At 38.6% G+C, this 11,493-nt stretch carries 12 protein-coding genes; 9 read left to right on the forward strand and 3 right to left on the reverse strand.

Annotation, left to right across the window (positions count from 1 at the left end; genetic code table 11):
• Positions 1-56 precede the first annotated feature (56 nt).
• Positions 57-260, reverse strand: a complete 204-nt coding sequence (locus tag LJE72_RS05645) for a hypothetical protein (RefSeq protein WP_229246649.1) — start codon at positions 258-260, stop codon at positions 57-59.
• Positions 261-294: 34 nt separating this feature from the next.
• On the reverse strand, positions 295-900 hold the full coding sequence (locus tag LJE72_RS05650; protein WP_229246650.1) for a DUF3793 family protein: 606 nt from the start codon (positions 898-900) through the stop codon (positions 295-297).
• A gap of 377 nt (positions 901-1,277) precedes the next feature.
• Here LJE72_RS05650 and LJE72_RS05655 point away from each other — a divergent pair, with 377 nt between their 5' ends.
• From LJE72_RS05655 to LJE72_RS05675, 5 genes are all read left to right on the forward strand, one after another.
• Entirely contained in the window at positions 1,278-2,051 is a 774-nt protein-coding gene (locus LJE72_RS05655; protein ID WP_229246651.1) for an ABC transporter ATP-binding protein, read from the forward strand.
• Positions 2,052-2,055: 4 nt separating this feature from the next.
• Positions 2,056-3,927 (forward strand): putative ABC transporter permease subunit, encoded by a 1,872-nt coding sequence (locus LJE72_RS05660; RefSeq protein ID WP_229246652.1) that lies wholly within the window; start codon positions 2,056-2,058, stop codon positions 3,925-3,927.
• A gap of 137 nt (positions 3,928-4,064) precedes the next feature.
• A complete protein-coding gene (locus LJE72_RS05665; protein ID WP_282437839.1) occupies positions 4,065-4,265 on the forward strand; it encodes a YjfB family protein in 201 nt (66 codons plus the stop codon).
• Between the two features lie 176 nt (positions 4,266-4,441).
• Positions 4,442-4,732: a hypothetical protein gene (locus LJE72_RS05670; protein WP_229246653.1), complete on the forward strand. Its 291-nt coding sequence runs from the start codon at positions 4,442-4,444 to the stop codon at positions 4,730-4,732.
• Between the two features lie 234 nt (positions 4,733-4,966).
• Positions 4,967-5,908: a DMT family transporter gene (locus tag LJE72_RS05675; RefSeq protein ID WP_229246704.1), complete on the forward strand. Its 942-nt coding sequence runs from the start codon at positions 4,967-4,969 to the stop codon at positions 5,906-5,908.
• Positions 5,909-6,024: 116 nt separating this feature from the next.
• Here LJE72_RS05675 and LJE72_RS05680 read toward each other — a convergent pair whose 3' ends face one another.
• A complete protein-coding gene (locus LJE72_RS05680) occupies positions 6,025-6,459 on the reverse strand; it encodes a hypothetical protein (RefSeq protein ID WP_229246654.1) in 435 nt (144 codons plus the stop codon).
• A 298-nt stretch (positions 6,460-6,757) separates the two neighbouring features.
• Between LJE72_RS05680 and LJE72_RS05685 the strand changes: the two genes are divergently transcribed.
• The 4 genes from LJE72_RS05685 (at position 6,758) to LJE72_RS05700 (ending at position 11,376) form a co-directional block, all read left to right on the forward strand.
• On the forward strand, positions 6,758-7,189 hold the full coding sequence (locus LJE72_RS05685; RefSeq protein WP_229246655.1) for a DUF2695 domain-containing protein: 432 nt from the start codon (positions 6,758-6,760) through the stop codon (positions 7,187-7,189).
• Between the two features lie 316 nt (positions 7,190-7,505).
• On the forward strand, positions 7,506-9,476 hold the full coding sequence (locus LJE72_RS05690; protein ID WP_229246656.1) for a PAS domain S-box protein: 1,971 nt from the start codon (positions 7,506-7,508) through the stop codon (positions 9,474-9,476).
• Positions 9,477-9,736: 260 nt separating this feature from the next.
• On the forward strand, positions 9,737-10,816 hold the full coding sequence (locus LJE72_RS05695; protein ID WP_229246657.1) for a methyl-accepting chemotaxis protein: 1,080 nt from the start codon (positions 9,737-9,739) through the stop codon (positions 10,814-10,816).
• Between the two features lie 77 nt (positions 10,817-10,893).
• Positions 10,894-11,376, forward strand: coding sequence for a methyl-accepting chemotaxis protein (locus LJE72_RS05700; protein ID WP_229246658.1), 483 nt, complete (start codon positions 10,894-10,896; stop codon positions 11,374-11,376).
• Positions 11,377-11,493: the final 117 nt, after the last annotated feature.

Raw genomic sequence — 11,493 nt, forward strand, 5'->3', positions numbered from 1 at the left:
AGTCTAGCTCCTTCGCACCAAGTGCCCAGAAGTCCCCTAAAAAACGACCTGACCTATTACACTTTCTTAATCTCGCTAGTATTTATATCCGCTCCACAGCATGGGCAAAGGTAATGATAGCCAGGGATACTCATTTCGATCGACTCGATATCATTGTCGCTAAAGTCATTAATCTTGTCTATAGCCAATTCCTTTAGCGTTACCGAGTCCCACTCAATCCCACTATGGACAGTATTACAGTAGGGACATTTATAATTCATGGCTAACACTCACTTTCTTACATTCAATCCTATTCTAAGTCGTCTCTTGATCAATATTTACGGCCAGCTTTCTCATTATACTGCGAGCTTGTCGGTACTTCTCGTAAACTTTATTTGAAGGCAGTTCATCTCCATAAATCCGCCAACCTTGTGTTCTTTTATAGGGAAGGGGCAGAAGTCCCATGAAACCCAAGACATCCTTCAAGGGATATCCTAAAAAAACTCCGACCTCATGAGGGAATTTAAGCGATATTATCCTGTGTTTGAGAAGACTCAGATAGGCCTCCAGCGAGTATTGCTTGGGATAGTTTAAAGTCCTTAAAAATTCTTGAACAGGTTTTTGTCGCAATACGAAGTCTAACTTCTCTCTTTGATAAAAAATCACTTGCAGCCGCCCGTTTAGTTCTCGAATTTCCTTGATCTGCAGACCTTTTTGTTGAGTAAATAACGCTACAAATTCAATCCATTCTGCTTCATTCTCTACTGACACGTTTAGGAGCACAGATGGTTTTATGCCTAAGACCAGAGATGCAAGGCTCTCGACTAAAAAGAGACTTTTCTCATGAAAGGTTTTGTCTTTCGCCCAAGCTACGAGTTTCCCCAAATGCATAGTATTGAGATGATCCAACTGTTCTTGCACGTTTAACTCCTTTGTGTTAATTTAGTCGTTATACTCTATATATTCTACGGTCAAACACTATTTATTCCTCCATATTTGATTTGTGGCATCGTTAATAGTTAAACGGTAAAAGTCATTGCTGGGGATTAACTGTATACAGAAATGGTTTTTGATCTATGGGAACCTTTATAAAGGGATTTTAAACAACAAACGCGAAATTAGAATTATTCGCCATAAATTCCGGCTCTTATGATTATTCCTCGCAAAGATGTAGGATACTAAAACCTAGGAAGTTGGTGCAAGTTTCTTTGGAAGATAAGGCTAAGGGCAATTAAAACTTCAGTAAACATTTGCATCAAGTTATTAACAATTAAATAAACTTTAAAGGGGCGCTATTCTTGGAACGTATCTTAATCAAGACCCATCAATTGACTAAACGGTATGGTCCCGTTTCGGTAGTCAAAGGTCTTAACCTAGAGGTTAAGGGCGGAGAAATATTCGGGTTCCTGGGACCGAACGGTGCGGGTAAAACTACCACCATTAAAATGTTAACCGGCCTGCTCGATCCCAGTGAAGGAGAGGCTTTTATTTGTGACTATGATATTAGCAAACAGCCTACTAAAGCTAAGGCGCTGATGGCCTATGTGCCTGATCAGCCTAAATTATACGGTAAGCTGTCAGCACGGGAATTTTTATATCTTATTTCTGCTCTATATCGGGTTCCTAAAGATGTCATGAAGGAAAGGGCGGAACAACTTCTGGGCATGTTTGGACTTAGAGATCGAGCTGATGAATTATTAGAAGGATATTCCCACGGTATGCGTCAAAAGGTAGTGTTAGCATCAGCACTCATCCATCAGCCCAAAGTAATCCTTCTGGATGAGCCGACTGTCGGACTAGACCCTGCAAGTGCCCGCTTGTTGAAGGATGTCTTACAGGAGCTGGCGCGGCAGGGGGCAGCAGTTTTTGTTTCTACTCATATTCTTGAAATTGCTGAGAGAATGTGCCATCGTGTGGCAATTCTTAAGGACGGTCAGCTGATTGCTCAGGGGAGTCCCGAGGAACTTCGCCAGAAGGTTGGGCATGGTGGGGAAAGCTTGGAAGATATCTTCCTGGAGCTAACTGGAGGGAATGAAAATGCTGATTTAATTAAGAGTCTGGAGGAGGGATAAAATCATGAAAATATTATTGCCTCCTCCCTTAAGTGATCCGCCACAAAGTCATTCTTTTGTACAAGACTTTATGTTGCTGCTTAAAAACCAAATGCGCGTGAGCTGGAATAAGATGCGTCATAGGCCAGTGGGCACACTGATTGGGATGGCTGTCCTTTTGCTTGGATTGCTCGCCATCCTAGGTTCTTTGGGTTATTTTGCCTATGGAGCCTTAAAGACAATGCCCCCTCAAACAGCCAAAGGGTTTCTCTCGTTGTTATTTATGGTTGGATTAGTCAGCCAAATTTTCTTTGGAATTACAGCCGCATTTGCTGCCCTTTACATGTCCGATGATTTAGAACTCCTATTCATGGCACCAATCCCCATCAAGGTAGTTTTCGCTGTAAAGTCCCTGGCAGTTATCGGAAGTAACTTATTGACAGCAATATTGTTTGCTTTCTTACCGGGAGTTTTTTATGGCTTACTCTTTCAAGCCGGGGCCTCCTTTTACATCCTGGTTTTCTTGGTGGGTATTGGGTTGTGGGCAATGGGTACAGCAATAGCTGAACTAATCAATCTGATAATCATGCGCATTGTACCCCCGCATCGAAGTAAAGAGGCCGTAGGCTTTATTGGAGCTTTGGCAGGGATTTTAATTGCCCTTGTATTTCAAATTCCTAATCTGTTGTTAAACAACCAGAGTGAGATCAACATAGGTTCTTGGATAGCCGGGCAGGAGCAAATGCTTAGCGCAATGGACTTTTTCCCTTGGGGCTGGGGTTCGCTTGCTTTAGTTGCAGGAATTTCGGGAAGCTTCCTTGTCGGACTGGGATGGAGCTTGTTGATACTCTTAGCGGGTGCATTTCTTTTTATGATGGCATTCAATCTTGTTGAGCGGGGATTTCGCAGAGGATTCATTTCGCTTAGCCAAGGAGAAGGCGGCAGGCGTCGTAAAAAACGAATTGTCCCAGCGAGTGGGGAAGAGCATCATCAACAGGAGCTGACTTCCTATTTAGCGTTTAAAGAAGAAGTTAGCGGTACTGCCTCTCCCTGGTTAGGAATGTGGGCGGTAGCCAAGAAAGATTTGCTTTCCATGAAACGTGACACTCGGGAATGGTTCGGTTATTTGGTTCCCTTGATCATCATGCTTTTCTTTGTCGCTCAATTTCTATTTTTCAAAGCAGAATCCAGCAGAGCCTCCTTAATATTAGTTTTAATTATGTACACTATTATGTTCAGCGGTAATTTGGCTTTACAATCTTTTGGCAGGGAGGGCGAATCCGACTGGCTTCTGAATAGTGTTCCACTTGCAGGATGGCCGGTGGTATGGGGGAAATTAGTGGCTGCTATTCTACCAACCTTGTTGTTGATGGAAGCCTTGTTAGTCGGCACTGCTTTAGCAATAGGTGTCTCCACAACATTAACCTTGGCACTGGCATTTGGAGCTGTGTTCCTTTCCTTGGGGTCAAGTGCCATCGGGCTCTTTTATTCCATTAATAACTGCCGCTATAATCCAGACTCTCCGCAACAGCGTATTTCCCCTGGGGCGACTTTGTTTATGTATCTGATTAACTTATTCTTTACACTCTTATTGGCATTAGGGTTAACGTATATTTTTCTGCCTGATGAGTTAGTCGCAATTCTTCGGGATCTGCCGCCCGTAACCTTTGAAGGCGGTTTTTTGTCAGGAATAATTTATGCGTTATATCTCTTGAGCCGGCCGTTACTGTGGTCGACAACTTTGAGGATTTTGCTGGGAATTATCGTAACGGGTGGAGTATGGGCCTTGATGTTTTTTGGATTCATGGCGGCTACAGTTCGCCAGAGCAGGAAAGGTTTTCGGGTTGAACTCGTCACAGGCGGAAAGAAAAAGTTAGGTAAAAAACGTTGGTCTTGAAAAAAGCCTTGATCATACAAAATCATGTAGTGGCACCTTTTTCTATCACAAGAGAAGGGGGCTCTTGAAAGTTGATTAATATTGGATATAATTAAAAAGGAGCGTCGTCTGAATGACGCACTGCCGAGGAGGGATCAATGTTGGACATTGCAGCCATGTCAACAGTGCTTAATCAAAACAAAGTTCATGAACAGGCGAGTCTAGCCGTTATGAAAATGGCAATGGATGTTGCCGTAAATCAAAGTGATTTACTGATGTCTCTCGAAGGTGTGAATGCTAAGGCCATGGAAACGTCTGTCCAGCCTTTCCTAGGAGCTAATTTAGATATACAAGCCTAAAGTATAAGGGAAGGGAACGAGGGACAGGTAGGCTGTTTTAGATAAATTGAAACAGCCTACCTGCCCCTTTTCTATTTGGTTTCTTGTATATTTAAAATCAAAATCAAAATCAAAAACATAAAACTAACAAATTAGGATAATACTAAACTTTGAAAATAAACTTGAGGAGGTTTCTAATGATCAACAACACTGAGGGACAACAAGCTCAACAAAGTGCACAACAGTTCGAACAACAAGCTCAGCAGGCACAACAAGGTGAACAAAAAGCTGAAAACTTTAATTCCTTAAATTCTGATCAAAGTACACAGCAAGGTCAATCGCAGCAATTCCAAAATATGCAACAGAGTCAATCACAACAATTACAGTCTGCACAACAGAAAAATCGAAATATGACTCAAGAAGAGATGAATCAGAAACAACAAGCATTTCAACAAAGTCAAAATCAACAAGGTCAAAGCTTCCAATAATTTTAAAAGTCCGCCTAGTGCGGACTTTTTGTTAGTCATTTAAGCACTCAAAGACTATAATTTTATAAGTTAATTACATATAAGCTCTAAGCCTCAAAAATTGGATATTTTATGGTCATGATTTCGGCTGGATTGAGGGACAAATCCTTTGACTTACACTACTTAATGTAATTAACTTGTGTTATCTTTATAACATATAAAAATGACAATAGATTGATGAGGTAGATGAGTTTGATGGCAATTATGCTTGGTATTTTGGCATCGTTTTTTTTTGCAGTGACATTTGTCTTTAACCGTGCTATGGATTTGTCAGGTGGAAGTTGGATTTGGAGCGCAGTTCTAAGATATGCATTTATGCTACCGCCCCTTCTTGTCCTTGTTTTGGCAAGGAGAAATCTAAAACCGCTCTTATTAGATATGGGCCAGAGACCTATGATTTGGCTTTTATGGAGCACGATTGGCTTCGGGATTTTTTATGCACCTCTTTGCTTGGCAGCTGATTATGGACCAGCCTGGTTAGTGGCAAGCATGTGGCAGATTACCATCGTAGCTGGTTCTTTACTTGTTCCGTTTTTTCATACTGCAATTCAAACAGAAACGGGGTTAAAGAAAGTCCGCTCTTCTATACCTGTGAAAGGCCTTGCCATTTCATTAATCATTCTATTGGGCATTGGTCTGATGCAACTGCAACAGGCTCAGGTTCTTACGGCTAAAGAGATAATATTTGGAATTTTACCCGTTTTGGTTGCGGCATTTGCTTATCCTTTAGGTAATCGTAAGATGATGGAGGAGTGTGCAGGACGATTTGACACCTATCAAAGAGTCCTTGGAATGACGCTTGCGAGTCTGCCTTTTTGGCTTATATTATCGATAATAGGGGTAGTGAAGGTCGGACTTCCGAGCGGCAATCAAACGATGCAATCGGTTATTGTCGCACTTTCATCCGGTGTTATCGCAACGATTCTTTTCTTTTCAGCAACTGATATGACCAAGGGTGATGTCCACAAGCTTGCTGCAGTGGAAGCGACACAGTCTGGGGAAGTAATCTTTGCCCTTTTAGGTGAATTGGTAATTCTTCAGGGGCCGTTTCCGACAATGTGGTCGATGGCAGGAATGCTTCTTATCGTTCTGGGCATGATCTTACATAGTTTCTTCGGACAAAGGGAGAAAAGCTGATTGCCCTTTACGAAAGTTTACAGCAGTGGAGAAAAGGACTCATTCGAAGCTCCTAATAAATACTTCAAGGGGAGCGTATTACAATGCCTGAGAGGCGCGATATTCCCTTGAATGTATTAGCTTGTCAACGTCATATTTCTATTTCGATAATATGCAAGTACAAGTCCGAAGGAAGAAGCAGAGATAAAATGAGATATGCCAGCAAATAAAGCACGGTTTTCTAAATGGGGTAACTTAAATCCAATCGCTGCTCCATATAAGAAAAACCATATAAATATGCTGAAAATCCACCCTTTAAATATGAGATGATTATTGTCTCGTATTAGAAAATAAAAGAGAATGCCAATAAATCCGGAAAAGAAGATTTGCGCTAATTGAGCAAAAATACCTTCACCAGTCCCTGACGCTAATTTACCAAGTAAAACAATAGAAGCCCAATCAAATAATCTTTCGTTATGGAAGCCACTAAAATATATAAGCCAATCAATAATATTCATCACAATTGCACCAAATACTCCTCCGATAAAACCTTGTACAACTCTATCTCTCAAATGGGATACCTCCTTAATGTGAGATATTATAGCCTGTATTTAAATTAATATTCAAAAGTAAGTAAATTATTAAATAACAGTTATACTCAGCACTTGGTTGAGGGGTTAATTCCTACTCTTTTCTAAATAAGAGTCTATAATAAAGGAATAATCCGTTAATCTTCGGTAAAAGTAAAGGTAACTGAAGTAAAGTTATAATTATCTTATTTGCTTCATAGCAAGATATTGGGCATTGAAACTACTCTCAATATAAGTTATTTATATCTTTAGTATAAACTATAGAACGGGGAGCGATTTCATGTCACTAGGTAACGCTAAAAGAACCGCTAATAAAGAGAAACGAAGAGAACTCAGGGAACAATTATCTCCAGACAAGGAGGTTTCTAAAGACCGGAAGCTAGTAAAAGAAGAAGTCAATCGCAGACTTGTCTCTGGATTACAAACTATAAGTCTAGAATACGACTCTCTCTATAATTATGAGAAAGCAAGCCTAAACAAGGACTGTGAATTACTAAGTTTACTCTTTCACAGAATGTTTTTTTACAGGTTAAATGAGAAGCTATCCGGACTAAACTGTGACCATACGCTGCGTTTGAGCAAACAAATCCTTACTCAAATGCAATTAAGCAGAGGAAAAATTAACGAAATCTTTGAGGTGTTTAAAAAAAATGATGGGAATTGTGATTGTGAGATTCTTTACAATATCGAGAGCCAATTGATAGGTAAATAGCCTTCAATAAATAAGTAGGCTAAAACTGGTGTCGTAACAATAGGAACACTGAAAGAGTTAACTTTAAGTCAAGCCATGAGCTGTCTAAAGGACATATAAACGGTTGAACTAAAGAAGATGATTTCTGTATTAAACAGGAGTCATCCTTTTTTGATTCAATGGAATATCTGCAATAATTATATTAGCGATCTGGTGGCATATAGGCAGAAATCATACTGTGGAAAATTTTATAGCCAAATAATAAGGTTAAGAGGTAATTTTATTAAAATGTCGAATTATAGAATAATATGGAGATATACAAGAGAGAGGTTGATTTATGTCTGAGAGAATTGAGCATTATAGCATGGATAAGTACCAAGAAATTTATTTCTTTAGTCCGACGGCTATGATTATTATAGATATAGACACAGGAGACATTGCAGAAGTGAACCAAACTGCCATTGATTATTATGGTTATTCCACTAATGAATTCCTGAGGTTGAAGATATTTGACATAGACACAGGGGAGCCGTCATTAATCTCTGAGTGGATGAAGGATATAAGCAGGCCTAAAACTTTGATTAGCAAACATAGACTCAAAAGCAGTGAAATTCGAGATGTAGAAATCTCTTCACGAATCATTAATTTAAAAGAAAAAAAACATATTATTTTATCAATGGTAGATGTAACGGAAAGATTGCAGGTTGAAAAAGAACTGAGGGAGAATCGTGAGCGGTTAGAGCTGGTTCTCTCTAGTACAAAATCTGGGATTTGGGATTACAATATGATTAACGATTCTGCCTATATGGATAAACAATGGAAAGGGATTCTTGGTTATGAAGAACATGAGCTAACTAGTGGTGCAAAAGAGTGGCAAAGTCGTTGGCATCCTGAAGATAACGAGAAACTTACTTTGGCAATACAACAAAGCAGGGATGGAAAGACCGATCATTACGAAGTTGAGCATCGTATGCTCCACAAAGATGGCTCATACCGATGGGTCAATGCCATAGGGAAAATCATCCGCAATGAAAAAGGGCAACCAGTACGGGCAGTAGGAGTCATGACAGATATTACCAAAATGAAAGAAACAGAGAGTCGAATTTTAGAAAGCGAAAATAAGCTAAGGGACTTTGCTCAAGCTATTCCTGATAACAGTGCCATCGTTGACGAAGATGGCTGCTATGTAGAGGTGTTTGGAAACAGTGGAGTACAAATGGAGTCCAGCGTAAAAATGCAGGGAATGACATTTCATCAATTGTTTCCTCAAGATCTTGCAGATTTGATGCTGGAAGACGTCAGTAATGTCGTATCAACCGGCGAGAATAAAACGATGATTCGAGAAATGTATTTCGGGTCTGAGAAACGCTATATTGAGGGGCGTATAGGTCCGATGCAATACCGGATTAACGGGAAGAGGACTGTGGTTGTGGTCATATCTGACATCACGGGGCGTTTTGAAGTTGATCAAATGCTTAAATTCACATATGAATTGCAACGTAAAAGCGATTTTATAAATGATATTCTTAGTGGCATGATAATTGACAATAAAAAAACACACATGATGGCCAAAGAAATTGGGATTACTTTAGATTCTCCGTTATACTGTTGCTTAATTCTGCTCCAAGGATCTGATGTGAAAAATCGAAACAACCAAAATTCTAAACCCTCAAAGAGTCAAATGAATCAAATACTCTATCTTATAAGTACTCATTCAAGATATATTGTCTGGGATAATCGAGATAAGATAGGGGTATTGTGTCAGGATGGAAATCCACAGGACTCTTGGGAAAATAGTATGAAAGCAGCGTCTGAACTTAAGGAAATTATTGGAAGATCAAAATTGAATTTTAATATTATAATAGGAATAAGTGATATCCATTGTGGTACCAACAGTATAAAGGACAGTTATCAAGAAGCAAGCAACACTCTTATTTCAGCACAATGTCAAGTGCAAGGTCAAGGGGGAATCTATTACCATAAGGATGTCGGGCTTTTTCAGATTCTTTCTTTGATTTACGGAAAAGACTATTCTTTAGAATTTGTTCGGAAAATGGTAGGCCCTCTAATTGAACATGACTCTGAAAAAGGATCAGACCTTTTAATTACTCTAGAAGAGATTCTGCAAAATAATAGTCTGAAAGATGCTGCGAATAAGTTATTTATTCATTATAAGACGTTGTTTTTTCGCAAACAACGATTAGAAAAGATTCTAGGCGTGTCCCTTGATAACGTTGATATCAGGTTAGCACTTGCTATTGCCATCAAATTACACAAATTGATGATTAGTAATCCAACCCCTAGATAATAAGGGAAAATGAATAGCCACAAAAGATAAGAAACGTATTTATTTGTTGAAAGTTATATCCATGAAGGATATAGAAAAGAGGTTTGATTAAATTCATGATATAGTCAGAGAATTTAATTTATATTGATAGTCAAATCCGAAAATATGATGGATTTTTTCGCGTATAACAATAGAATGAAATTCTACTTTAATCTTTAATGATATTTTTTATAATTATAATGTAAAGTATTTTGCTTTACCTTTAAAAAGGAAGACGAGTTATGAAAAGAGTTAATTTGAAATTTAAAGCTAAAATTATTTTTACGATAAGTTCTTTGTTAATGTTTCTAGCAGTTGCTATTTTAGTAGAGGTTTATTTTGGAGTTAATGCTATGGTTGAAAGAAATGTGAGTCAACAAATTCAAAGCAGTTCAAAGAGCGGTTATAGACTACTGGATGAAAGATATCCAGGTGAATGGCAAACTGATGGAGATAAACTCTTAAAAGGGACGAAAATAATAAATGATGATAACGAGTTAGTAGATGCTATAAAAAGTGATACGGACTCCATTAGCACAATATTTTTATTTGATACAAGAATTGCTACTAATGTTATGAAAGACGGCAAAAGAGCGACGGGTACCAAAATGTCTGAACAAGTGGCAAATACAGTTATAAAGCAAGGAGAAATTTATGAAGGAGATGCGATTGTAACAAATAGGCTTTATCAAACAAAGTATACTCCGATTAAAGACTCCAATGGCAAGACAATTGGCGCTTTTTTTGTTGGAGTAGAAAAAGGCAGTGTAGCAGCGCAAGTAAACAAAATTATTATTTCTATTGCCACCTTTTCCATAGTTGCCATTTTATTGGGAATTATTATTTCGGTGCTCCTTGTTAGAAGTATCTCTAAAAACATTGCTAGAATTCATAGTTCCCTCACCAAAATTTCTTCAGGAGATTTAACAAATACCTGTGAGGTAACTTCAAACGATGAAATTAAAGAAATTGCAGATGGACTGAATAGTACGATACAAAACATTAAAAATATGATAATGAATGTACAAAGTGAAGCGGAAAATATAGAAGTTGTAGTTAGATGTGTTTCGGAAAATGTAAATGCTCTTAATTCGGGTTTAGAAGATGTATCTGCGAGCACTGAAGAATTGTCTGCGGGTATGGAAGAAACTGCTGCTTCAGCAGAAGAAATGACAGCTACTGCTCAAGAAATTGAGAAAACTGTTGAATCATTAGCCGAAAGTGCTCAAAGTGGCGCATTAGAAGTCTTGAAGATTAATAATAGAGCATCAGAAACGAAAGAAATGGTTAATGTAGCAAAAAGGCCTTCGACATTTTCTTAGGGACTAAGCATGAACTTGAAATAGCTATAGAAAATTCAAAAATAGTTAACCAGATTAGCATTTTATCTGAATCCATAATGCAAATAACCGCACAAACTAACCTTCTAGCCTTAAATGCGGCAATAGAAGCGGCCAGAGCGGGAGGAGCGGGGAAAGGTTTTTCAGTAGTTTCGGAAGAAATCAGAAAACTCGCCGAACAGTCCAAAGATACTGTCATTAAGATACAAGATATTACAGTCAAGGTTATTAGTGCGGTGGATGGTCTTACTAACAGTGCCAATAGATTGCTCCAATTTATGTCGGCAGATGTTCATGACGATTATAGTACAATGCTCAATGTTGCTGACAGGTATAATGAAGATGCAAAGTTTGTAGATGATCTCGTTTCGGAGTTTAGCTCTGCTTCAGAAGAAATTTTAGCTTCGATGAAAGAGGTCTTCTTGACGATTGATGGAGTTTCCAAGGCAGCTTATGAGGGAGCTGGGGCAACGACAAATATTGCTCAAGAGGCCACAGATATCACCCTAAAATCTAATGGTATTTTAGAATTAACAAAATAGCTCGAAGAAAAGTACCGAAAGGTTACAAGAGGGGATTTCCAAGTTTAGGTTTTAGAGAAATTAGTCTCTTGACTATGGTTCTAAAGCTGGCCTATATATTTATTAGGTTTTACGGCA

The organism is Desulfosporosinus shakirovi (assembly GCF_020595055.1).
Classification (GTDB): Bacteria; Bacillota; Desulfitobacteriia; order Desulfitobacteriales; family Desulfitobacteriaceae; genus Desulfosporosinus; species Desulfosporosinus shakirovi.

Coding starts and splice junctions, on each gene's coding strand:
- LJE72_RS05675 (WP_229246704.1), top strand. CDS start 4,967: ATGGCAATTATGCTTGGTATTTTGGCATCGTTTTTTTTTGCAGTGACA.
- LJE72_RS05645 (WP_229246649.1), bottom strand. CDS start 260: ATGAATTATAAATGTCCCTACTGTAATACTGTCCATAGTGGGATTGAG.
- LJE72_RS05685 (WP_229246655.1), top strand. CDS start 6,758: ATGTCACTAGGTAACGCTAAAAGAACCGCTAATAAAGAGAAACGAAGA.
- LJE72_RS05690 (WP_229246656.1), top strand. CDS start 7,506: ATGTCTGAGAGAATTGAGCATTATAGCATGGATAAGTACCAAGAAATT.
- LJE72_RS05665 (WP_282437839.1), top strand. CDS start 4,065: ATGTTGGACATTGCAGCCATGTCAACAGTGCTTAATCAAAACAAAGTT.
- LJE72_RS05660 (WP_229246652.1), top strand. CDS start 2,056: ATGAAAATATTATTGCCTCCTCCCTTAAGTGATCCGCCACAAAGTCAT.
- LJE72_RS05695 (WP_229246657.1), top strand. CDS start 9,737: ATGAAAAGAGTTAATTTGAAATTTAAAGCTAAAATTATTTTTACGATA.
- LJE72_RS05700 (WP_229246658.1), top strand. CDS start 10,894: ATGCAAATAACCGCACAAACTAACCTTCTAGCCTTAAATGCGGCAATA.
- LJE72_RS05670 (WP_229246653.1), top strand. CDS start 4,442: ATGATCAACAACACTGAGGGACAACAAGCTCAACAAAGTGCACAACAG.